16 protein-coding genes and 5 pseudogenes are annotated in these 23,328 nt (G+C 67.8%); 10 read left to right on the top strand and 11 right to left on the bottom strand.

What is annotated here, in order from left to right:
- Positions 1-77: 77 nt before the first annotated feature.
- Positions 78-1,574 (bottom strand): polysaccharide deacetylase family protein, encoded by a 1,497-nt coding sequence (locus ACWDO5_RS21730; protein ID WP_450531978.1) that lies wholly within the window; start codon positions 1,572-1,574, stop codon positions 78-80.
- Positions 1,575-1,746: 172 nt separating this feature from the next.
- Between ACWDO5_RS21730 and ACWDO5_RS21725 the strand changes: the two genes are divergently transcribed.
- Positions 1,747-2,085 carry a SpoIIE family protein phosphatase gene (locus ACWDO5_RS21725; RefSeq protein ID WP_450531977.1) on the top strand — a complete coding sequence of 113 codons (339 nt, stop codon included), beginning with the start codon at positions 1,747-1,749 and terminating at the stop codon, positions 2,083-2,085.
- Between the two features lie 290 nt (positions 2,086-2,375).
- Entirely contained in the window at positions 2,376-4,484 is a 2,109-nt protein-coding gene (locus tag ACWDO5_RS21720) for an ATP-binding SpoIIE family protein phosphatase (protein ID WP_450531976.1), read from the top strand.
- Positions 4,485-4,980: 496 nt separating this feature from the next.
- Here the strand turns inward: ACWDO5_RS21720 and ACWDO5_RS21715 are convergent.
- From ACWDO5_RS21715 to ACWDO5_RS21690, 6 genes and pseudogenes are all read right to left on the bottom strand, one after another.
- Positions 4,981-5,273: pseudogene (locus tag ACWDO5_RS21715) on the bottom strand (site-specific DNA-methyltransferase); the annotation flags it as partial.
- Between the two features lie 427 nt (positions 5,274-5,700).
- Positions 5,701-5,898 (bottom strand): annotated as a pseudogene (locus tag ACWDO5_RS21710) (cation transporter); the annotation flags it as partial.
- A gap of 44 nt (positions 5,899-5,942) precedes the next feature.
- Positions 5,943-6,377 carry a hypothetical protein gene (locus ACWDO5_RS21705; RefSeq protein WP_450531975.1) on the bottom strand — a complete coding sequence of 145 codons (435 nt, stop codon included), beginning with the start codon at positions 6,375-6,377 and terminating at the stop codon, positions 5,943-5,945.
- Positions 6,378-6,478: 101 nt separating this feature from the next.
- Positions 6,479-7,651 carry an RHS repeat-associated core domain-containing protein gene (locus tag ACWDO5_RS21700; protein ID WP_450531974.1) on the bottom strand — a complete coding sequence of 391 codons (1,173 nt, stop codon included), beginning with the start codon at positions 7,649-7,651 and terminating at the stop codon, positions 6,479-6,481.
- 113 nt (positions 7,652-7,764) lie between these two features.
- The gene (locus tag ACWDO5_RS21695; protein WP_450531980.1) at positions 7,765-8,979 is read right to left on the bottom strand and encodes an IS256 family transposase; all 1,215 of its coding nucleotides are present in this window, start codon (positions 8,977-8,979) and stop codon (positions 7,765-7,767) included.
- Between the two features lie 445 nt (positions 8,980-9,424).
- A pseudogene (locus ACWDO5_RS21690) lies at positions 9,425-9,811 on the bottom strand (transposase); the annotation flags it as partial.
- 36 nt (positions 9,812-9,847) lie between these two features.
- On the opposite strand from ACWDO5_RS21690, the pseudogene ACWDO5_RS21685 reads away from it, so the two are divergent.
- The 7 genes and pseudogenes from ACWDO5_RS21685 to ACWDO5_RS21655 all read left to right on the top strand — a co-directional run bounded on the left by ACWDO5_RS21685 (position 9,848) and on the right by ACWDO5_RS21655 (position 16,834).
- A pseudogene (locus tag ACWDO5_RS21685) lies at positions 9,848-10,975 on the top strand (IS3 family transposase).
- 728 nt (positions 10,976-11,703) lie between these two features.
- Positions 11,704-12,000: pseudogene (locus tag ACWDO5_RS21680) on the top strand (urease subunit gamma); the annotation flags it as partial.
- On the top strand, positions 11,977-12,480 hold the full coding sequence (locus tag ACWDO5_RS21675; RefSeq protein WP_405654674.1) for an urease subunit beta: 504 nt from the start codon (positions 11,977-11,979) through the stop codon (positions 12,478-12,480). The pseudogene ACWDO5_RS21680 and the gene ACWDO5_RS21675, both read left to right, overlap by 24 nt.
- Complete coding sequence (ureC, locus tag ACWDO5_RS21670; protein WP_450531973.1) at positions 12,477-14,468, top strand: urease subunit alpha; 1,992 nt, start codon at positions 12,477-12,479, stop codon at positions 14,466-14,468. The genes ACWDO5_RS21675 and ureC overlap by 4 nt, the downstream gene beginning before the upstream one ends.
- Positions 14,469-14,585: 117 nt before the next feature.
- Positions 14,586-15,260: an urease accessory protein UreF gene (locus ACWDO5_RS21665; RefSeq protein WP_450531972.1), complete on the top strand. Its 675-nt coding sequence runs from the start codon at positions 14,586-14,588 to the stop codon at positions 15,258-15,260.
- A gap of 33 nt (positions 15,261-15,293) precedes the next feature.
- Positions 15,294-15,989, top strand: coding sequence for an urease accessory protein UreG (ureG, locus tag ACWDO5_RS21660; protein WP_450531971.1), 696 nt, complete (start codon positions 15,294-15,296; stop codon positions 15,987-15,989).
- The gene (locus ACWDO5_RS21655; RefSeq protein ID WP_450531970.1) at positions 15,986-16,834 is read left to right on the top strand and encodes an urease accessory protein UreD; all 849 of its coding nucleotides are present in this window, start codon (positions 15,986-15,988) and stop codon (positions 16,832-16,834) included. Before ureG ends, ACWDO5_RS21655 begins: the two co-directional genes overlap by 4 nt.
- A gap of 443 nt (positions 16,835-17,277) precedes the next feature.
- On the opposite strand, the gene ACWDO5_RS21650 is transcribed toward ACWDO5_RS21655, so the two are convergent.
- Genes ACWDO5_RS21650 through ACWDO5_RS21635 form a run of 4 tightly spaced genes read right to left on the bottom strand, consistent with a single transcriptional unit; the run spans position 17,278 to position 21,856 of the window.
- A complete protein-coding gene (locus ACWDO5_RS21650; RefSeq protein ID WP_450531969.1) occupies positions 17,278-18,642 on the bottom strand; it encodes a GH1 family beta-glucosidase in 1,365 nt (454 codons plus the stop codon).
- Between the two features lie 29 nt (positions 18,643-18,671).
- Positions 18,672-19,535, bottom strand: coding sequence for a carbohydrate ABC transporter permease (locus ACWDO5_RS21645; protein ID WP_450531968.1), 864 nt, complete (start codon positions 19,533-19,535; stop codon positions 18,672-18,674).
- Positions 19,528-20,535 (bottom strand): carbohydrate ABC transporter permease, encoded by a 1,008-nt coding sequence (locus tag ACWDO5_RS21640; protein WP_450531967.1) that lies wholly within the window; start codon positions 20,533-20,535, stop codon positions 19,528-19,530. Before ACWDO5_RS21640 ends, ACWDO5_RS21645 begins: the two co-directional genes overlap by 8 nt.
- A gap of 10 nt (positions 20,536-20,545) precedes the next feature.
- Positions 20,546-21,856 carry an ABC transporter substrate-binding protein gene (locus ACWDO5_RS21635; RefSeq protein WP_450531966.1) on the bottom strand — a complete coding sequence of 437 codons (1,311 nt, stop codon included), beginning with the start codon at positions 21,854-21,856 and terminating at the stop codon, positions 20,546-20,548.
- A gap of 142 nt (positions 21,857-21,998) precedes the next feature.
- On the opposite strand from ACWDO5_RS21635, the gene ACWDO5_RS21630 reads away from it, so the two are divergent.
- Positions 21,999-23,285 (top strand): ROK family transcriptional regulator, encoded by a 1,287-nt coding sequence (locus tag ACWDO5_RS21630; RefSeq protein ID WP_450531965.1) that lies wholly within the window; start codon positions 21,999-22,001, stop codon positions 23,283-23,285.
- The last annotated feature ends 43 nt before the right edge of the window (positions 23,286-23,328 follow it).

The raw sequence follows: 23,328 nt of genomic DNA, 5'->3' as shown, positions 1-23,328 counted from the left end.
GGTGCGGGCCCCCCCCCCCCCCACCCCCGGGGGGGGGGGGGCCGCAGTCCCCCTGCCGGGCCCCCCCGCCCCCAGTCCTATGTGTAGTAGGCCATCGCCTCCTCGACGGACACGACCGGGATCCCCCGCGCGTCGATCTCCTTCATCATCGTGGCGAAGCCGGCCCGGCTGATCTCCGTGCTGGTCGCCGGGGTGCCCTCGACGATCCTGTGGAGGCAGAGGATGAGCCAGTCGCCGTTCTTCGCGCAGCGGTCGAGCTTGCCGCCCAGGCCGGTCACCTTCGACAGGGCCGTACCGCCGATCCCCGTGCCGTCGTTGATGCCGGTCAGCGCCTTGAGGCGATACGGCATCGCCGGGGCGAAGGTCTCGATCGTCTCGGAGATGATCGACCTGGCTGTGGTGAAGTGGCGGCTCGCGATGAGGTCCACTGGGACGCCGTCCGTCGTCTTCTGGAACGCGCCGTGCGGGTAGGCAAAGTGCTCGCTGGTGAAGCCGTTGGACACCAGCCACTCCCGCAGGCTGCGCAGGTCGTCGTCCACCTGCTGCGCGGTGAGCTTGCTGTAGCTCGCGGTGTGGGCAGACGTCGAGTAGGAGTGTCCGCCCATCTCCCACCCCGAGGCGTCCTGGAGGGAACGCATCTGGTCGATCGTCAGGAAGGCGCCGGTCCCGATCGCGTCGGCGATGTTGTAGATCGTGCCGGGGAAGCCGTACGCGTCCATCGCCGGGCGGGCCAGGTCGTGGACCGACTTGTGGGAGTCGTCGAAGGTGATCGAGACGACGCCCTTCGGGAAGGCGGAGGTGGTGTCCGGGACCAGTTCGACGGCCTGCAGGTGGTAGGTCACCGGGCCGCCCGCGTTGTCGTACACGGCGAACGACATGTCGGTGAAGCCGGACCTGGTGGAAGGGGCACCGGAGGACGAGATCGAGTACGTCCCGGCCGCGCTGATGACGTCGGCCCACTGCAGATGGACCGTCACCCACTCTCCCGACTGGACGTAGTTGGCCGCCGTCGAGGAGTGCGTGTGGAACTGCCAGTTGAAGTAGTTCGCGAGGGAGCCGCTGCCCAAGTAGAAGACCAGCTTGCCCAGGTTGGTGGTGTCGTCGACGCGGAAGACGAGCCGGATCATCTTGCCGGTCAGGTCCATGGCGGACATGCCGGCCTTGCGGATGTACGACTGCTTGCCCGCACCGGTGGTGGTGACCCGGACCGACTGCGTGCCACGCGCGAAGACCGAGGTGTCGTTGGGTTCGGCCGACGCGGTGCCGGTGCCGCCGGTGGACCAGCCGTGCTGGGCCTGGAACTGCTGGGACCAGGTGGCGCGGCGATGTCTGGGGCGGCGCCCCGACGGGGCGAACGACGGTACGGTCCAGCCCGAGGTGACCCGGGTACCCGTGATGCTGAGGTCGCCGGCGGCCGCCGACGCGACGGGCGCGCTCGAGAGCTTCGCCGGCAGGTTGGCACCTGCCAGGGCGCCCCCGGCCGTCAGAAGGCCGCCTATCCCGGCGAGGCGCAGCGCGGAACGCCGGCCCACCGCACGCGGGGAGGTGCTGGGTATGGAGTGCTCACTGCTCAAAGGGGATCCTCGGTATTCGCGGCCGGCGGGAAGACTACATCTTCCATGTCCGTGTCATGTTATTGGCTCACTTTGGACGGTTTGAATGCCGGGATGGTGCAGGGCAGGAGGCAGTGTGCGGCCGCCCGCCCGCATCAGCCAGTGGACCTTGCGGTGGCCCCAAGCGGGGCCAGTGAGCCGCGTACTTCGCCACCAGCGGCTCGGCCGCGACCGTCACTCACAGTTTCCGCGCGTCGACGAACAGCACCTGATCGCGGCGGTGATGCGGTACGAGGAGCCCGGGCTGCCGCTGGGGCTGAGCGACCTCGTCGATGAACAGCGGCGCGTGCATGATCTGAAGGTGGCGGGCGGCGGTCGGCTGCTGACCTGTACCGACGGCGTGAGCGAGGCTCGGGATTCCGCCGGCGACTGCTACCCCGTGGCCGCCCGGCTGCGCCATCGGCCGCACCTGCCGACCGATCGGATGCCGGCGCTGCTGCGCGCGGACCCCGGTGGCGCACAGTCCGGGTGAGCTGAGCGACGACGTGCCCTTCTTGTCGTCGAGCCTGAAGGGGCAGATGCTGGAGCAGAGCAGCGTGTGTCCCCGAATTCCTCGAGAGGCGGTCCCCCCGACATGAGGTTCCAGGCGGCAAGCGCCCGGCAGGCCAACCGATGCGCCAGTACAGGAAGCGCGTTATGAACGCCGGCGAACCAACGCCACCGGTGCCACTCACCGACGGGCCACCCAGTGTCGGCGATCGTGACAGGCTGCTTGCGTCGACGGCCTGCCGGATCCTGGATGACCTGCAGGCTTCGGCTGTCATGGCGTATCTGTACGAGCCCGGGAGCCGGACGCTGGTCGCAGTCATAGCGGCCGTGACTCCACTGGGGACCGGATCGGTGGAACGCGTTCCGGTGGACGACCCCTCCTACGCATCAGCCAGGGCGTATCGAACGGGAGAGATTTCCACCGCACAGTCCGTGCAGGAACTCGGTACACATCCGGAATTGGCGGTCTTCGCGCCATACCCGTTCACGGTCACCTCCGTTCCCCTGTTCACCTCGACCCGTCGTCTCGGCGCGCTGGCCACCTACTGGCCACAGACGTTCCGGGAGCTGGCCGACGAGGAGGGGAAGTACCTGCGCGACATCACGGCCTACACCACCCGGGAACTGGACCGGCTCGCAGCCCAGGGCGTATCCATGGAGCCTCCCGCGGTGCCGCTGGTGGTCACCTCGGACAGTACAGTCGCAGGCGCCCCGGACACAGCGATCGGAACCCAGTCGGGCATGCGAGCCCCTTCGACCACGTCGCTCGTCTACCACCTGCACAAGCTGGCAAACGTGCTGATCACAACAGAGAGTACCGAGGAGGCCGCGCAGCTGGCGATAGAACGAGTGATGACTGGTTTTGCCGCGCAGGCCATGGCGATAAGCCTGGTCGAAGCCGAACGGCTGCGCGTTGTGGGCGCTGTCGGGTGCACGGGGGAGTTTGTCCGCACGCTGAATGGACGGCCTCTGGGCCGGTCCTCGCCGGAAACCGATGCGGTGACTCAGATGAGGCAGCTCGTCTACAGGCCGCCTCCTGAGAAGAACCGCGAGCAGGGGGCGGCAGGGCCCGACGCCTACGTATGGGCGATACTTCCGCTTCTGGCCGGGGGACACGCCATAGGCAGTTGCTCGATCGGATTCCGTCCCGACCAGACGAGTGTCGTCACCGAACGCGCGGTCCTGACCGCGGTGGCAACACTGCTCGGCCAGACCTTCACACGAACCCGGCACTACGACGCCCAGCATGCTCTCGCGGCGACGTTGCAGCAGGCACTGCTGCCTCGCATGTTGCCGCAGCACGCCGGCGTGCTGACCACCACACGGTACGTGCCGACCAACAGCAGCATCGAACTCGGCGGCGACTGGTACGACCTGATCAACCTTCCCACCGGAGGCATCGGGGCATTGATCGGCGATGTCCAGGGCCACAACATCTCGGCTGCGGTCGTGATGGGCCAGCTCCGCAGCGCGGTGCGCGCCTATGCGGCGGAAGGCCACGACCCGAGCACCGTTCTGCAGAGGACCAACCGCCTGCTCGTCGAACTGGACACCGACCTGTTCGCGACCTGCTGCTGTGTGTGGCTCGACCCGAGCACCGGTGTCGCAGAGATCGTCACCGCTGGACACCACGCTCCTCTGATCCGTTCCCCCGACGGCCGCTACGAGGCGCAGGACCTGGACACCGGCATCCCGATGGGTATCGACGCCGACGCCTATTACCAGGCCACGAAACTCACCCTCGCCCCAGGGACACTGCTTGCTCTCTACACGGACGGGTTGGTCGGGTCCGACGATCAGCATGCCAGCACTGCCCAGGCCGCTCTCGAAGCCGCCTTGGCGGACTCGGGCGACGAGCTGGAGACGCTGGGTGACCGACTGATCGGCAGTGCCTCCCAACACCCTGCTCGCGCGGACGACACCGCGCTGCTGCTCCTGCGATATGAAGGCGCCCAGGAGGGAACGCAGCTGCACATCCGCCGTCTCGGGATCCACCGCCGCGATCTGCAGGGCGTGCGCAGGGCGCGGCTCTTCCTGCGGGAGTGGCTGAACAGTTGCCAGCTGACCCCCCTGTGCGACGAAGCGGAGCTGCTGGTGTCAGAGGTCGTCACCAACGCACTGGTCCATGGCGACAGCGATGTCGACATGCACGTGCGCAGGTACCCGGGGCGTGTCCGGGTGGAGGTGCGGGACAGCGACCCCCACCTCGCATTGCCCGTGGCCTTCCCGCTTGCGGACGACGAGGCCGAGGGCGGACGCGGCCTGGTCATCGTCTCCGCCATGGCGTCGTCCTGGGGTAACTCCCCCAGCGGGAGGGGCAAGACCGTCTGGTTCGAGTTGCGTGACCCCGCCGTCGACGGCGCACCGGTCGCAGAAGCCTGACCGGTGGGAGTACGCCCACACCGAGGAAGGGTTCGCCAAGCCCCTGGCCCGGCTGCGCAGGCACGGCGCCCCGGCCGACCTGGCGGTGGCGATCGAGACCACCCGCGGTCTGGCCGTCCACCGGCTGCTGGCCGGCGGACACCCGGTCGTCCCCGTGCACCCCGACGCCTTCCAACGGGAAGAAAAAGGCCCAGGTCAGAGCGTGTCTGACCTGGGCCTTTCCCGGAGCCGCCTTCGGGATTCGAACCCGAGACCTACGCAATACGAGACCGTGAGCGATCGTGCTGCGTAGTGCCTGATCGTGCTGCTGAGTGACGTTCTGCCTGATCAGAGCACGTACGGCTGGTTGGTCTGTGCTACCTCGTGTCACGTCGTCCAAAGGCGTCCGGCCACCAGCTGGCCACCGGGACGGGCACCGCTGGTGACAAGGAACCGGATCACCTGAGTTGTCGACCCTCCACAGACCCTCCTGAGGGCGGCCGTCGGGCTCTCAGTGGGGCCAGCTGGCGGGCTTGATCCAGGGGATCGTGCCGCTCCAGGTCCAGCCCGCCATCTGCAGGGAGTCGGACGTGGTCGGCTCCTTGGCGCCAGCCGGAGAACACCATGGCGACGGAGTGCTCGGTGGCTGCCCGGTACGCCTCGGTGAGCAGGGCGGTCAGCCAGCTCCGGTGCGAGCGCTGGTCGCGGTTCTCTCCGGGGAAGTTCTGCAGGTCGTGCGCGCTGTTGCTGGTGACGTACTTGGCGCGGGCGGTGCGACCTGGTGCGGTCCGAGCTGGTGCGTCCGCCGGATGCAGCATGCCCGGATACGCCCACGCCCTGACCCAACCCCGTTGCCCGACCAAGCTGTCCGCCCCAGCGAACAGCGGCGATGAGGAAGACCATCGGAGCCGTCGTCGGTCTCTTCGCCTCCGGTCTTCTGCTACTGGCCGTTCCGATCCTCGCCATCGGGGCCGGGAGTGCTACGGCCTCCAGTTCCCCATCAGCGCCGCCGCGCTCGCCGCCGCTCCCGCCCGGCCCGGCCTGCCCGGTAAGGCGCCGGTTCCGCCCCAGCGGCCCGCCCGGTAGACCCGCGCATCCCGTTCTCCCGCAACCGCTGACCCAACTCCCGTAAGGAGCAGTTCCCATGGCCGCTGCTGATAACCCCGGCTAACGGAACGTGCGGAATGGCGGGTGTGGTGGCGGCCCGGTGCTGCTGGACCGCCACCGGCAAACACGATCAGCAGCAGCTGCAACCCTTGGCGCAACCGCACGCGTCTGCTTCGGCCTCGGCGGGCACGTGGACGACGGTAGGAGCGCAGCAGCCCTTGCCTTGCCAGGCGTCGCGGCCTTCCTTGACCGCGACGCCTGCGATGACGAGGGCAGCGATCGGGTCAACCCGGGACCAGCCGAGGGTGGCGTTGAGGACCAGGCCCACCCGACCGGGGCGTGCCCCAACGGCGGGGCACGTGGTGCATGGGCTCAAGGGCGTTCCGTGTCCCCCGAGTCTGCGGCTCTCTTCGAGCGCAGCCACATGAAGTAGTCGTCGATGTCGAGGACTTCGTCTTGGGAGAGGCGCGCGGGCCGCCAGTTGTCCTTGCGTCCCGCCAGAAGGAAGGCGTCTGGGAGCCTCGTCCCGTAGTGCTCGATGTACTCCGCTGCGTCACGTCTCCAGAAGTACCTGCCGTCACTGTGGATCGCGGACCCACCCGTCACGGAGAACCTCCCTCCGAGAATGTCCTCGGTGTACCCCATGAGCGCGATGACGACGGGGGCGTTCCTGAGATATTCGGCGATCACTGCTCGTTCTTCGTACGGGATGGCCCCGCTGTCCTCCCTCAACTCCCCGGCTAGTCGACTGAAAGCTGACTGGCTTGCGATACGGCCGAAGATTCCCAGAGGGGCCACTTCACGCATCTTCGTCCCTCGGTTGGCTGGGCGCACTAACGTGTGGATGGTAAGCCGCCGGTACGTCCATGAGCGCAACGGACGTACCGGCGGCTACCCGAGGCTCCAAACTACTTGGTCAGAGGCTCCCCGAGCGGTCCGTCCGGCCATTCCCGCACGGTTCCGTTGCGGTCCAGGTCGACCTGGTGCCGGCTGGCGTTTCTGACCTCCACGCCGCCCATGGCCTCGGAGAGTTCGGCAGCTGCCCCACACGCGCCATGGCAGGTCACCAGCTGAATGGGGCCACCGTCGTAGTACGGGTTCTCCCGGATGATGTCCGCGATCTGCTGGGCGTGGGTGATCTGCCCGTCGACGCGGAAGTTGCCCTGCTCGTCTCCGTGGACGATGACGTCGTGACCGTTGCGGCCTGTGGAGCGCATAAGGTTCTGGATGGTGTTCGCGTCATCGCCGATGGCGGTGGCGGTCCTGGTGTAACGCACGTTCGCGCCTGCCCAGGTGAAGGACGTGGCCCTGGGAATCGACGTCATTCCGGCGAATGCGCCGCGCGGGGCGGCGGCGACGCGCTGCCAGCCCGTAAGGCCGCCGAGGCCGGAGAGGGCGATCTGCCCCGCGAGCTCGCCGGCAGCCTGGCTGTAGACGTCGTAGAGCGCCTCACACCCTTGGTCGCGGAACATCTGGGCCGCGTGGTAGAGGCGGTAGGCGGGTCGGACGGGGAGGTACTTGTCGAAGAAGGCACCGGCGCCGCCGTTGTTGCCGGTGAAGGCGTTGTAGATGTCGCCGACGAATTCGAAGGGGAGCTTGAGGCCCTGTACGAAGCCGTCGCCGAAGACCTTGAGTCCTTCTCCGACGGATTCGACCTTGTCGTCGGTTGGGTCGTCGGGGCTCCATCCGGTGGGGTCGGTGTAGCGGGTGGGTGTGTTGGCGGCGTAGGCGTAGGCCGAAATCGCCGGGGTCCCAGTGGATTGGCCGGCGGGGTCTGTAGCGGTGAAGCGGCCGGTGGTGGGGTCGTAGTTGCGGGCGCGCAGGTAGTAGCCGGCGGCGCTGGTGGTGGGTTCGGTGTAGGCGCCGGTGTAGGTGAAGGGGTTGGCGGGCGGGTTGGCGGCGACGTCGGTCTTGGTGGCTTCGCCGAACGCGCTGTAGCTGTAGCGGATGCGCGCGGCCCCGGTCGCGTCGGTTATGTCGGTGACGGAGCCGAGTTGGTCGTGGTGGAGGTGGTGGCTGGTGCCTCCGGTGGTCTGGGTCTGGATCTGGCCGAGCGGGTTGTACTGGTACTCGGCGGTCATCGCGCCGCCCGCGTCGTACTCCGCGCCGATGGTGGCGAGAGAGCCGTTGATGTCCCAGGAAGTGGTGCGCAGGGGGGTCTGTAAAGCGAGCGGTGTAACTGGGGTTGGTGTGGCTAGAGTTGGCCTGCGGTGAGGCGGCCGTCGAAGGCCAGGTCGAAGGCGTTCATGGCGCCCTTCCAGCGCATGGTCCAGCGTTTGCGGCCGGCACCGGTCGGGTCGAGGCTCATGACGGCCATGTAGACGCACTTGAGGGCGGCCTGTTCCGTGGGGAAGTGCCCGCGGGAGCGGACGGCCTTGCGGATACGGGCGTTGACGCTCTCGATGCTGTTCGTTGTGCATACGATGCGGCGTATTTCCGCATCAAACTGGAGGAAAGGCGTGAACTCGGGCCAGCTAGACTTCCAGAGGCGGACGATCGCCGGGTACTTCTTGCCCCGGGTCTCGGCGAATTCCAGGAACCGTGTCGTGGCCGCGTCCTCGGTCGGCGCGGTGTAGATGGGCTTGAGCGCCTTGGCGATCTTGTCCCAGTCCTGCCGGGCCGCGTATCGAAATGACGCCCGCAGCAGGTGAACCACGCACGTTTGCACCACAGTTCGGGGCCAGATCTCGCCGACCGCGTCGGGCAGCCCCTTCAACCCGTCGCAGACCAGCATGAGGACGTCTTCGACGCCCCTATTCTTGAGCTCGGAGAGCACTCGAAGCCAGTGTTTCGCGCCTTCGCCGCCGTCGCCGGCCCACAGGCCGAGGATGTCGCGGTGTCCCTCGGCGGTGACCGCCAGGGCCACGTAGATCGGCCTGTTCGCTACTTGGCCATCGCGAATTCTGACGTTGACAGCGTCAATGAAGACGACCGGGTAGACGCGGTCGAGCGGCCGGTTCTGCCATTCGGCCATGCCATCCATCACCTTGTCGGTGATCGTGCTGATGGTCGTCTTGGACACGTCCGCGCCGTAGACCTCGGCCAGGTGCGCGGAGATCTCCCCGTGCGTGAGGCCCTTCGCGGACAGCGAGAGCACCATCTCGTCCACGCCGGTCAGCCGGCGCTGCCGCTTCTTGACGATGGCCGGCTCGAAGGAGCCCTCCCGGTCGCGGGGCACGTCGATCTCGACCGGCCCGATGTCCGTCAGCACCGTCTTGGACCGGGTGCCGTTACGGGAGTTGCCGCCGTCCTTGCCCGCCGGGTCGTGCTTGCCATAGCCGAGATGGCCGGTGATCTCGCCCTCCAGGGCGGACTCCAGAACTGTCTTGGTCAGTTGCTGCAGCAGCCCGCCCTCGCCGGTCAGCTGCAGCCCCTTGCTGCGGGCCTGCTCGACGAGCTGGTCGATCAGTTTCTGCTCGACCGTCGCGGCCTCCGGCGAGGGATCCGCCTGGCCATCGGCGTCCACGAACTCGGTCACGGTGTCAGTCACTTGATGTCTCTTCCATGATCATCAATTACACCGGTGAGCGTACAGACCCCCCGTCGCCGTGGCCGGCCGCACGCTGGGTCCGGAGCTGTACGGAGAATTCGGGACGAGCGGGCTCCCCGCGCACCCGGCGCGCCGCCCGCAGGCCGGCACCGGCCGCACCAAGAATGCGCCCAACCGGACCGGCGCCCTGGACCGCACCTCCGACAGCGAAGCGTCCCGCCGCTCCGGACCCGCGCAACCGCCCGCCGCGCCGCTGACCAGCAGTCCGGCAGGCCCAACACCAGTTCCTTGGACTTAAGCTCGCGCTCAGTCTCACGCCCTCGGCCCCCTCCGCCCCGGCGTCGGTGACCTCGACGGACTACCCCGTCAGGCCCTTCGCGGTCAGCGAGAGCACCATCTCGTCCAGTGCGCCGGTCCGCCGCGCGTACTTCGGCAGCAGCCTCGGGCTGAAGGTGCCCAGCCGGTCCCGGGGGACCTGCACGGTGACCGGGCCGACTTCCGTTATAACCTTCTTGGCCCGGTAGCCGTTACGGGTGTTGCCGCCCGAACGTGACCCACGCCCGCCAGCCTGCCTGGCCCCGGCGGCCAGGTGCTGGTCCATCTCGGCCTCCAGCGCGGCCTGCATCAGGTGCTGGGCCAGCTCGGGCAGGATCCCGCCCTCGCCCATCAGCCGCAGCCCTCCCTCGGCAGTCCGCTCAGCCGCGAGCGCGGCCAGCTGAGGGGCCACGAAGATCCCGGACAGGGACCCAATAGGGTTGTCCTGTAAGGAATCGAGGGAAGTAGCACGGTGTCACGTCCAAGTTCGTACTCGCCGGAGTTCCGCGAGGAAGCGGTCCAACTGGCATTGAAATCCAGCAAGCCCATCGCCCATGTGGCCCGGGAACTCGAGATGAATCCCGAGACGCTTCGCACGTGGGTGCGCCGTCACGAGCACGAGCACGGGAAGCAGGCCGGTCCTCTGGAGATTGATGAACGGGCCAGGCTGAAGGAACTCGAGCGTCGCAACCGCGAACTGGAGATGGAAGTCAGCTTCCTGAAAAAAGCCGCAGCGTACTTCGCGAGGGATCCCCGGTAGCCAGCAGGTACGAGTTCATCGATTCGATGCGACTCGATACGGCGGAGTACGCATACCCCGTCGAGTTCATGTGTGAACGACTCGACGTGTCCAAATCCGGCTACTACGACTGGAGATGCCGACCCGATTCCGCGACAGCCAAGCGGCGCGAGGAACTGCGGCTTCTCATCAGGAAAGCATTCGACATGTCCGACAGTACCTACGGGTACCGGCGCATCCATGCCCAGCTCCTCCGCTGGGATGTGACCGCCGGCCCTGAACTGGTCCGCCAGCTGATGCGCGAACTGGGCCTGGTGCCCTGCCAGCCCCGCCCAAGGCGGTGGTCGCTCACCCGGGCGGCGCAAGGCCCGGTGCCGGATCTCGTCGGCCGTGTGTTCACCGCTGACACGCCCGGGGAAAAGCTCGTCGGCGATATCACCTACATTCCCACAGGGGAAGGGTGGCTGTATCTGGCGACCGTTATCGACTGCTGCACCAAGGAAGTTATCGGCTACGCGATGGACGACCACTACCAGACTCCGCTCATATCCCGAGCCATTCGCAACGCGGCACGGAACCGCAAGCTCGCGAAGGACGCAATATTCCACTCCGACCGCGGCAGCAACATCGGCCGGCCGGACTGGAATTTGCTTCGACAACGCCATGGCCGAATCGTTCTTCGGTGCTTTGAAGAACGAACTGGTATCCCGCGTGAGCTATCCCACTCGCGAGTCCGCCCGACGCGACATCACCCGCTACATAGAATTCTGGTACAATCTCAAACGCCTTCATTCAGCGGTTGGTTACCGCCCTCCTCGCGAAGTCCACGCCGAGTTTGAAGGCCTGCGTCTCGCCGCATGAATTGATCGGTCAGACCCCTGTCCGGAAAACGCGTGGCCCCTCAGTGACTACTACGGGGACGTGGGACGGCCGGGCTTGGGCTCGCTGAACCATCGTTGCAGCAGGACAGGGACTGATCCGGTCCCTCGCCTGTGAACACAGGGGTCGGAGAGACTGGACTGGCCTGTTCAGGCGACAACAGGTTCGCCGCTCAGTGCGACACCGGCCCGGCGCAGCTCGTCGAGTGCGGTGCGCGTGGTGTCGGCGGCGACGCCGGCGGTGTAGTCGAGCAGGCCTCACTCCTGGATGGTCGCCCTTCCGCCAGCTGCCGGGCGCGCCACTCACCGGTCGTTCACCCAAACGTGCGCGGCGCGCACGCCGACAAGGTGCAGCGCCTCTCCCCACGGGGACCACAGGGCGTCGGGGACAGCTGAGTTCGACCATCGCCGAGACAGGCGGTCGGTACGGAAGCCGGTGAGGACGAGGACTGATCGACGAAGTCCCAAGCGGATACCCGACTCACGGAATTCGTCCACGGTTTCGGAAACGGGCTCCCTGTGCCCGACGGGGCGGGGTGAAAACGGTGCACTCCACGGATTCACCGGATGGTGTAGGTAAGCCGCTCTTTGGGCGTTTCGCCGTTCTTCCTCGCTGAGGATCGGAGAGCGCCGGCGCCATCCGGGGAGCGTTGTCCGTGACCTTGGCATGCCCGGCCGCACGCATCATCCGACCAACAGAGACGAGTCATCGTGCATTTGACTCCGCATGAGCAGGAGCGCTTACTGATCCATGTGGCGGCCGACGTGGCAGGAAAGCGCCGCGACCGGGGGCTGCTTCTGAACTACCCCGAGACGATGGCCCTGCTATCCGTTCACGTCTTCGAGGCGGCGCGCGACGGTAAGACGGTCAGCGACATCATGGACTCGGGCCGACAGGTGCTCACCCGTGACGACGTGATGGACGGCGTCCCGGAGATGATCAAAAACGTCCAGGTGGAGGCGACCTTCCCGGACGGCACCAAGCTGGTCACGATCCACGACCCCATCCCGGAGGCCACGGAGGAACCCGAGGTCTACCCGGGCAAGGTCGAGCATCCCCAGCCGGCGCGCAGGCCGGAGTGCCCGGTCGACTGCGACGACACCGCCTCGTCCGCCTGTTGCAATGCCTGCGAGGACGCCACGTCCTGGCACGAGGCAATCGCGTTCAACAAGCTCCTGCAGGGCGACAAGACGACGATCAAGGTCAGGAACACGTCCGACCGTCCCGTCCAGGTCGGCTCCCACTACCACTTCGCCGAGGTCAACCCCGGCCTCAAGGTGGTCGTGAACCCCTCCGGCGGGGGCGTGACCTATGACGAGCTATGGACGTGCGCTGAGGCGAAGGGGCGACGGCTCAACATCGCCGCGGGCACGTCCGTTCGGTTCGAACCAGGAGACGAGTGCTGCGTTGAGCTGGTGAAGATCGAAGGCGACGCCAAGAACGACACCCGCAAGATCCAGGGACTGCGCAAGGGGATCGTCCGATGAGCAGCCAGCCGGAGCAGACGGGCCAGCAGCGTCAGAGCAACTTGCTGAAGCGGGCGGACTACACCGCTCTGTACGGGCCCACCACCAAGGACCGTGTCCGCCTCGCCGACACCGACATCACCGTCGAGATCGAAGCCGACTGGAGCGGCGGACCGGAATACAGCGGCAACGAGATGATCTTCGGTGGCGGGAAGGTGATCCGAGAGTCGATGGGCATGTCCCACATCCCGAGGGACGGGGGCGGCAACACGGATCGCCGCCCCGTGGACACGGTCATCACGGGGGCGCTGATCCTCGACTGGTGGGGTGTGGTCAAGGCCGACGTCGGCATCAGGGACGGCGAGATTCATGCCATCGGCAAGGCGTACAACCCCGAGACGATGGACCCGATCGCCAACTTCGAAAAGCCCGCTCGTGAACAGGCGGGCGAGCAGCTACCGGTGACGCCGTCGAACTTCGTGGTCGGCCCGAGCACCGAGGTCATCTCCGGCAACGGCCGGATCCTCACCGCGGGCGGTGTGGACACCCACGTTCACTTCATCTGCCCCGAGGAGATCCACGAGGCCCTGGCCTCGGGCGTGACCACTCTCATCGGCGGCGGCACCGGCCCTGCCGAGGGCAGCACGGCCACCACCGTGACCCCGGGCGCGTGGCACATCACCCGAGTCTTCGAGGCCCTGGACGAGTACCCGGTCAACATCGGCCTGCTCGGAAAGGGCAGCACGATGAACAAAAGGGCTCTGAACGAGCAGGTGGACGCCGGAGTCATCGGCTTCAAGATTCACGAAGACTGGGGCGCCACCCCTGCAGTGATCGACATGGCGTTGAAGGTCTGCGAGGACCGCAAGGTCCAGCTCGCCCTGCACGCCGACTCGCTCAACGAGTCCGGTTTCCTGGAGGACACCAAGAAGGCCATCAACAAGCGTTCCATCCACATCTTCCATGTCGAGGGCGCCGGAGGGGGCCACGCCCCGGACATGATCGAGCTGGTCAAGGAGCCGAACGTCCTTCCCGCCTCGACCAACCCCACCCGGCCCTTCACGGTGAACACCGTCAAGGAGCACGTCGACATGATGGTCGTCTGCCACCACCTCAACCCGGACATTCCGGCGGACATGGCCTTCGCGGACTCCCGTATCCGCCCGTCCACCATGGCGGCGGAGGACCTCCTCCACGACATGGGCGCCATCTCGATGATGTCCTCGGACGCCCAGGCAATGGGGCGCATCGGCGAGATGATCATGCGGACCTGGCAGACCGCGCACGTCATGAAGTGCCGCTATGGCCCGCTGCCCGAAGACCTGCAGAGCGCGAAAGTCCGCACGATCAAGGATGACAAAAAGGACCACTCCTACAATGAGGACAGGCTGAAGCCGAACGACAACTACCGGGCGCGCCGGTACGTCGCCAAGTACACGGTCAACCCGGCGAGCACCCACGGCATCGACACATACGTCGGTTCCGTGGAGCCGGAGAAGCTGGCAGACCTGGTGCTGTGGGAGCCGAAGTTCTTCGGCGTCAAGACGCACATGGTCCTCAAGGGCGGCCAGCTCGCCTACGCCCAGGTCGGCGACGCCAACGCCTCCATCACAACGCCACAGCCCTACCTGCCGCGGCCGGTGTGGGGCTCCACCGGCCGCTCCCCAGGGAGCAACTCGGTGAACTTCGCTGCACCCGGCGTGGCCGACAGGCTGAACACCCGGTTCGTCATCACCCAGGACAGCAGCAACAAGGTCACAGACGCAAAGACGCAGGGGCTCGGACTCAACAAGAAGTTCGTCGAGATCGCGGACACCAGGGGCGTCAAGAAGAGCGACATGAAGCTGAACGACACAGTGCCCAAGAGCCTCGAAGTCGACCACAACAGCTTCGAGGTCACCATCGGCGGCGCGACGACGAGCGACGCCCGCACCGAACTCAACGGTGCGACCGTACCGCGCTCCTACGTCACCGAAGTCCCCCTGGCACAGCGGTACTTCCTCTTCTGATCCGACACCTGCCCGGCCGCCGGCCCGCGGCCACGGCCGGGCCCCGGGGCGGGCTGATGCGCCCGCCTGGTCCACCGCATCACCATCCGCCCCCCTGTGAAAGGCAGCAGCTCGCCCATGAGCCGCGCAGCCCTGCTCCTGCTGGCCGACGGCCGCTTCCCCGCCGGTGGGCACGCCCACTCCGGCGGCGTCGAGGCCGCCATCGCCCACAAAGCCGTACACGACACCCACAGCCTGGAGGCGTTCTGCCGCGGCCGTCTGCACACCACCGGCCTGACCACGGCCGGGCTCGCCGCCGCAGCCGCCGCCGGACATGACCCGCTGCTGCTCGACGACGCCGCCGACGCGCGCACCCCCGCCCCCGCACTACGTGCCGTCGCCCGCAGGCTCGGCCGACAGATGATGCGCGCCGCCCGTGCCACCTTCCCCTCCGCCGAACTCGAACACCTGGCCGCCGCACGTCCCCAGGGCGCCCACCAGCCCATCGTTCTGGGCCTCACCGCCCGCGCCGCCGGGCTCGTCCCGGCGGACGCCGCCCATGCCGCCGCGTACGAGACCATCGGCGGCCCGGCCACCGCAGCGGTGCGCCTGCTGAGCCTCGACCCGCTCGACGCCTCGGGGCTGCTGGCCCGCCTCGGCCCCGAGACCGACGACGTCGCCCAAGCCGCGGCCGACGCCGCGACCCGCGCCATGACCGAGGGCCTCGACGCCCTGCCGTCGGCCTCCTCACCCCTGCTGGACATCACCGGGGAGCAGCACGCCGCCTGGACCGTCCGCCTCTTCGCCTCCTGAACCCCGAATCCACCACTGCAAAACGGAGTTGACATGCACCTCGACCACTCTGGGACCTTTCCGCAGCGGTACACGCACAGCGCCGACCCGCTCCGTCCTGACGGCAGCCGCCGCGCTCTGCGCATCGGCTTGGGCGGTCCCGTCGGCTCCGGCAAGACCGCGACCGTCGCCGCGCTCTGCCGCACCCTGCGCGACCGCTGGTGCATCGCCGCCGTCACCAACGACATCTACACCCGCGAGGACGCCGAGTATCTGCTGCGCGAGGCTGTCCTGCCGCCCGAGCGCATCACCGCCGTCGAGACCGGCGCCTGCCCGCACACCGCGATCCGCGACGACATCTCCGCCAACCTGGAAGCCGTCGAGTACCTGGAAGAGACCCTCCACCCCCTCGACCTCGTGCTCGTCGAGTCCGGTGGCGACAACCTGACCGCCACCTTCTCCAAGGGCCTCGTCGACGTGCAGATCTTCGTCATCGACGTAGCCAGCGGCGACGACATCCCCCGCAAGGGCGGCCCCGGCATCACCACCGCCGACCTCCTCATCATCAACAAGACCGACCTCGCCCCGCACGTCGGCGCAGACCTGAACACCATGGCCAGCGACGCGAAACGACAGCGCGGCGACCTTCCCGTCATCTTCACCAGCCTCACCTCCGACGACGGCATCCGCGAAGTCGCCGACTGGGTCACCGGCCACCTCGCCCAGTGGCGCGCCGGGGCAGCTGCATGAGCCCGTCCTCCCAACTCGCCTCCGCCCGAGCCACGTCCGCCCTCGACGTTCCCCCAGCCGGCGCCCAGGAGATCGCCGGACACCCCGACGGCGTACGCGCCACGGCCCGGATCCGCGCCGCGCACAACGGACGCGTCACCACCCTCCCGCAGTTGCGCAGCGACGGCCCCTTCCACCTGCGGCGCATGCGCACCGCCGGCAACGCCGCCAGAGTGGGCATCATCGGCGCGATGAGCGCCCCGCTCGGCGGCGACCGGCTCACCCTCGACATCACCGCCGAGGACCGGGCCGAACTGGAGGTCACCACGGCCGCCGCCACCCTCGCCCTGCGCGGCCCCACCACCCAAGCAGCCACCTACGACGTGCGGCTCACCGCCGGGGAACACGCCCATCTGCGCTGGCTACCGCAGCCCCTGATCAGCGCCGCCGGCAGCAACCTGCACCAGACGTACACCGTCGAACTCGCCGCCACCTCACGGCTGGTACTGCGAGAAGAACAGCTCCTGGGCCGTGCCAACGAGGAACCAGGCCACCTCGTCAGCCGGATCCTGGTCCACCGCGCCGGGCGCCCCCTGCTCGACCAGCACACGGCCTACGGGGCCCCAGAACCCGGCTGGGACGGCCCGGCCGTCCTGAACGGGCACCGCGCCACCGGCCAACTCCTGATCGTGGACCCGCGCCTCGACGTCCGACGAGACCCCGTACTCCTCGGCGAAGGCACCAAGGACGGGTGCGCCGTCCTCGCACCGCTGGCAGGCGGCCTGGCACTGCTCGCCACCGCCGTCGCACCAACCACCTCGACACTGCGGGAACTGCTCGACGAGGCACACGCCCTCGCCCGCTAGCGCGGACGGGCCGGCGCCCTCGGCGGGCGACGGCCCACAGCGTCGGACCAGTCCCCGCTCAGGCTCATTGGTCTCGTTGTGGAATACGTACAAGGCATCGGTCAGCGCTGAGCCCAGAAATGCGGCCCCTGATGGCCGTCCCAGCACTGTGGCTGCACTCGTGGCCGCACATTGGCCGCACCTGATCCTTGATGGTACGTCAGCTAATGCCCTCATTACCGCAAAGGCCCAGCTCAGAGGCCCATGACCTAGGTATCACTACAGAGACCATACCTTCGACCTACGCATTGCGATGCATAGACCGCACGTGTCCGTTTAGCCCGAATTTCAAGGTCGCCAGAAGGAAGAAACCCCAGGTCAGAGGCCCGACCTGGGGTTCACCGTGGAGCCGCCTTCGGGATTCGAACCCGAGACCTACGCATTACGAGTGCGCAGGCGCCCGATCAAGCCGCCCTGCGCGCCCTGCGCGCCCTGCGCGACGTGGCGCGGATGATGTCCGCGTACCGGTGTCCGCTGCCCTTGATTGTCCGCCGCTGCGTCGCGTAGTCGACATGCACCAGGCCGAACCGTTTGTCGTAGCCGTACGCCCACTCGAAGTTGTCCAGCAGCGACCAGGCGAAGTACCCGGCGACCGGGGCCCCTTGGCGTGCCGCCCGCGCGCATGCGGCCAGGTGCTCCTCCAGGTACCGGGTGCGCTCCGGGTCGTCGACGGTGCCGTCAGCACGTACGACGTCCGGATAGGCCGAGCCGTTCTCGGTGACGTAGATACGCTGGGCGCCGTACTCGTCGGTCAGCCGCAGCAGCAGCTGCTGCAGGCCGTCCGCGTGCACCTCCCAGTCCATGGCGGTGTGCCGGGCCCCCGGCAGATAGATCTGCTGGGCGTACGGGACGGCGCCGGTCGGGTCGGCGGTGACGATCTGGCGGAAGTAGTAGTTCAGCCCCAGCCAGTCGAGTGGGGCCGCGATGGTCTCCAGGTCCCCGGCACGCTCGGGCAGTTCGACGCCGTACAGCTCCAGCATGTCCTGCGGATAGCCGCGCCCGTGGACCGGGTCGAGCCACCAGCGATTGGTGTGGCCGTCGGCCCGTAGCGCGGCTGCGACGTCCTCCTCGCGGTCGCTCGCCGGCTCGATCGGGCTGAGGTTGTTGACGATCCCGACGCGGGCGTCCGACGAGGCCGCGCGGATCGCCTGCACGGCGAGACCGTGGCCGAGGTGCAGATGGTACGAGGCGTGCACGGCGGCCCCGAGATCGGTCAGCCCGGGCGCCATCTTCCCTTCCAGATGGCCGATCCACGCCGAGCACAGCGGCTCGTTGAGGGTCGCCCAGTCCTTGACCCGGTCGCCGAGCCTCTCGGCGACGACGGAGGCGTACGCGGCGAAGTGCTCCGCGGTCTCGCGGGACGGCCAGCCGCCCCGGTCCTGGAGCGCCTGCGGGAGGTCCCAGTGGTAGAGGGTGGCGAACGGGGTGATGCCCGCTTCGAGCAGGCCGTCCACCAGCCGGTCGTAGAAGGAGAGTCCGGCCTTGTTCACCTTCCCGTCGCCCCCGGGCACGATCCGCGGCCAGGCGATCGAGAACCGGTAGGCGTCGACGCCGAGTTGCTTCATCAGCCCGACGTCCTCGGGCCAGCGGTGGTAGTGGTCGCAGGCCACATCGCCCGTGTCGCCGCCCGCGACGGTGCCCGGGGTGTGGGAGAAGGTGTCCCAGATCGACAGGGAGCGGCCGTCCTCGGCCACGGCTCCCTCGATCTGGTACGCGGCGGTGGCGACACCCCAAGTGAAGTCGGCAGGGAGGGCGTTGAGGTCGTTCACTGACAGCCTTTCTGATGGGGACACGTGCGTCACTTGACGGCGCCCGCGGTGAGGCCGGCGACGAGATAGCGCTGGAGAAGCAGGAACCCGGCGACCACGGGCACGCTGACGACGAGCGAGGCGGCCATGACCTGGTTCCAGTAGACGTCGTTCTGGGTGGCGTAGCCCATGAGCCCGATGGAGAGCGTGCGGGTGGTGTCGTTCGTCATCACGGAGGCGAACAGGACCTCTCCCCAGGCCGTCATGAACGCGTAGACGGCCACGGCGACGATGCCGGGGACGGCTGCGGGCACGACGACCCGGAAGAGCGAGCCGATCGCCCCGCAGCCGTCCACCATGGCGGCCTCGTCCAGATCCCGCGGGATGGAGTCGAAGTAGCCGATCAGCATCCAGATGGAGAAGGGAAGCGAGAACGTCAGATAGGTGAGGATCAGCCCGCCGCGCGAGCCGTACAGGGCGATGCCGGTGCTGTTGCCGATATTGACGAAGATCAGGAACAGCGGGAGAAGGAAGAGGATGCCGGGGAACATCTGTGTGGAGAGCACCGTGACGGTGAAGACCCGCCTTCCGCGGAACCGGTAGCGGCTCACGGCGTACGCGGCGAACACCGCGATCGCCACGGACAGCACGGTCGCCGCGCCCGCCACGATCAGCGAGTTGAGGAAGTAGCGGGCCAGCGGCACGGTGTCCCAGATGTCGATGTACGGGCGGACGGTAAGCCGGGACGGGATCCACTGGAACTTCCCCGACACGTCCTGGAGCGGCTTGAGCGAGCTGCTGACCATCACATAGACGGGCAGCAGGGCGAAGGCCGTAAGGAAAGTGAGGACGATGCGGCGCGTCCAGCGGAAGGACCGCGGCGGTGCGGTCGGCGAGCTCGGCTGCCTAGGCATCGGCGGACTTCCTTCCCCGGGAGGTGAGCAGCAGATAGACAGCCGTGACCAGCAGCAGGAAGAGCAGCATCAGGACGGACATCGCGGAGCCGGAGCCGAAGTTCCAGGTGACGAACGAGGACTGGTAGATATGGATCGAGATCAGGTCCGCGGCCTCCGGGGCGGCCCTCCCGAACAGCACGTACGGCGTGTTGAAGTCGTTGAACGTCCACAGGAACAGGACCAGCACCAGCACTTGGTTGACCGGGCGCAGCGACGGCATAGTGATCCTGCGGATCTGCTGCCAGATGCCCGCGCCGTCGATGGCCGCGGCTTCGTAGAGCTCGCGCGGAATGTTCTGCAGCCCCGCCATGATGATGAGGAAGGCGAACGGCCAGGACTTCCAGACCGCAACCACGACCAGCGCGATGAAGCTGTTGTCGCCGATCAGCCAGAAGGACGGCTGGTCGGTGAGGCCGAGTTGGTCGTGCAGGACGTGATTGATCAGGCCGTTGTCGCGCTGGAACATGAAGGCCCAGGTGATAACGGCGGCGTACACCGGCAGGGCGTACGGAGTGAGGAAGACGGCCCGCAGCAAGCCTCGGCCGCGGAAATTCTCCTGCATCATGATCGCCGCGGCGACCCCGAACAGCCAGGACAGGCCGACGGCGAGCACCGTGAACAGGCAGGTGATATAGAAGGAGTGGAGCAGCGCCTGGCCGATCGGGGCGTCGAAGTCGACGGCGACCTGGTAGTTGTCGAACGCCGCCCACGGCGCCTCGCCCCAGTTGCGGATGTAGAACTGGGTGAGCTGACGGAAGCTCATCGCGATGCCAATGACCATCGGGATCACATGGACGAGCAGTTCGAGCACGATCGCGGGCAGCAGCAGGAGATAGGGCAGGACGCCGTGGCGGATCCGGTCCGGGATGCACGGCAGCTTTCTACGCGCATCCGTCGTGCCCACGCTCTCACCGCTGCCCGCCCGGTCCGTGCGGCCGGGAGTGACGGTGGTGGTCATCGCGCCGGCCTCACTGCTGCATCTGCTGCTGGGCCTTGGCCAGACGGTCCTTGACGGACTGGGTCGTCACCGGGCGTCCGGCTGCGGCATCGGCCCACAGCTCCTTGACCGCGGTGCCGACGGCCGTCTCGAACTGCGACTCGGTGGGCACCTGGGGGAGGGGCGCGGCGCTGGTGGCCAGCGTGTCGCGCAGGACCTTCAGGTCGGGCGCGGAGAACGCCGGGTCCTGCTGCGCGGCCTTGACCGGCGGGATCGATCCGTACGTCTTGTTGAGCAGCTTCTGCTCCGCGTCGCTCGTCATGAACTTCACGAACTTCTTGGCGCCGTCGATGTTCTTGGTGTTCTTGAAGACGGCCATATTGATGCCGGCCACCATGGAGTTGGTGTTCTTTCCGGTGCCGGGAGTGCCGGCCGGGACCGGCACGGGAGCGACCCCCCAGTCCGCGGGCTTCATGCCCTGGGCGGCGAAGGTCGAGGCGGCGGCCTGCCACAGAACCATGGCGGTCTTGCCGCTCGCGAAGTCCTGGAGGGACTGGTTCTGGGCGTACTCCGCGTTGCCCGGCGCGACGATCTTGTCCTTGGCCATGAAGTCGACGTACTGCTTCACCGCGGCGACCGCGCCGTCCGAGGTGAAGGTGGGCTTGCCGGCGGAGTCGAAGAAGTCCGCGCCGTGCTGCTTGCCGAGGACGAAGACCTGGTGGATGTTGTTGGCGAGGCTGCCGCCCTCGGCGCCCAGCGCCCATTTCCCGTCCTTGGAGATCTTCTTGCCGTCGGCGACCAGCTGGTCCCAGGTGGCCGGCGGCTGTGAGATCCCCGCATCCGCGAACATCTTCTTGTTGTAGTAGAGCGCGTACGCCAGCGAGTAGAGCGGCACGGCCGCGGGGTCCTTGCCCTCGGCCCCGGCCGATGCCACTGCCGATGCGACGAAACGGTCCCGGCCGCCGATCGCGTCGAAGTTCTTCCGGTCCCAGGGCAGCAGCGCACCGGTCGCCTGGAGTGACGCGGTCCAGGTGTTGCCTATGTTGAGGACGTCGGGGCCCTGCCCGGACGTCGTGGCGGCCAGGATCCGGTTGAGCAGATCGGACCAGGGGATCACCTCGAGCTTGACCTTGATGCCGGTCTGCTCTTCGAACTTCTTGAGCTCGGGGGTGAGGATCTTCTTGTCGGCCTCGATGCTCGGGCCCTGATTGGAGGCCCAGTACGTGAGCGTCTTGGGCGACTCGTTGCTGCCGCCCCCATCGGTGGAGGTGCCGCCGCCACAGCCGGTGACGGCGGCGAGGGCGGTGACGACGGTGACAGCGAGTGCGGCTCTGGTGCGCATGAGAGGTGGCCCCTTTCCGGGGGTGGATGCGTTCGGTTCCCGAACGGCCTCCATGACTTAATTTATGCCGTGATTTAAGAGGTGAGAGAAGGTCGCGTCAAGGCCTGTGACCGGGGTATGTTGCGTCCAGGGAAGGAGCACCATGGCCGAGCGCTACAGACGGACAGTGCGTGACCTGCGGCGCGGCAATCGCGCCCGGGTTCTGCAACGGTTGTATTTCGACGGCCCGTTGAGCCGCCAGGAGCTCGGACCGGCCACCGGGCTGAGTTCAGGTTCTATCAGCAACGTCGTCTCGGAACTCATCACCGAGGGCGTACTCGAAGAAGCCGGAATGGTCGACTCCGAGGGCGGCCGCCCACGCACCCTGCTGCGCGTCACACCCACCAGCGGCCTGCTGATCGGCATCGACATCGGCGAGACCCGGGTACGCGTCGAGCTCTTCGACCTCTCGCTCACCGAACTCGGCCGCACCGAACACCTCTTGGCCCAGCACGGTTACGACGTCGAGCGCGTCGTCGCTCACGTCCGCACCGGTGTCGCCGACGTCCTGCGGGATGCGGACGCCGACGCCGCGAGCCTGCTCGGCATCGGGATCGGCGTCCCCGGCATCATCGAGCAGGACACGCCGGACGGTGCGATCGTGCACGGCCAGACGATCGGCTGGAGCGCTGTGCCGTTCGAGAAACTGCTCCGCGACTCTCTCGAACTACCCCCACAAGTCCCGCTGTTCATCGACAACGGCGCCAAGACGCTCGGCCAGGCCGAAATGTGGTTCGGGGGCGGCCGCGGCGCCCGCGAGGCTGCCATCGCCCTGATCGGCTCAGGAGTCGGCGCCTGCGTCGTGCACGCCGCCACCCCCGACGAGAACGCCCGCAGCAGCGCCCTCGAGTGGGGACATACGACGGTACGGGTCCGGGGCCGGCGCTGCCGTTGCGGCTCGCTGGGCTGCCTTGAGGCATACGCCGGCGCGGAAGCGCTGCGGGAACGCTGGCAGGAGGCGGGCGGACCGCTTCCCGCCGAAGCCGACGACGAGACCGCTCTGGCTGCCCTGCTGGCCGCGGCCTTTCCCGGCCCGGAAGGACCTGAGCCCGACCCCGTCGCCCTCTCCCTCCTTGACGACACCGCCGAGTACCTGGGCGCGGCCGTCGCCGACCTGATCAATCTCTTCCACCCCGAACGTATCCTCATCGGCGGCTGGGCCGGACTGCTCATCGGCCCCCATCTGCTCTCCGAAGTACGCCGGTACGCAGGGGAGTACGCCCTGCGGTACGCCGCCGCCCGCACCGCGATCGAGCTGGGGCAGCTCGGCCCGGACGCGGTCACCGTCGGCGCGGCGACCCTGCCGCTGGCCGACTTCCTGGCCCGCGGCGGCAGCCGGCCCCCGGCTGCCGACTCGGTGCGCCCTGCCGCCTCTGTGCGCCGCGCCTGAACCCTTGTCATGGTCCGGGCCAAGCACCTAAGTTGACCGCTTG

This window comes from Streptomyces sp. NPDC000880, assembly GCF_053599675.1.
Note: the sequence above shows the minus strand (reverse complement) of the source record. Positions and strands in the feature narration are given on the sequence as shown.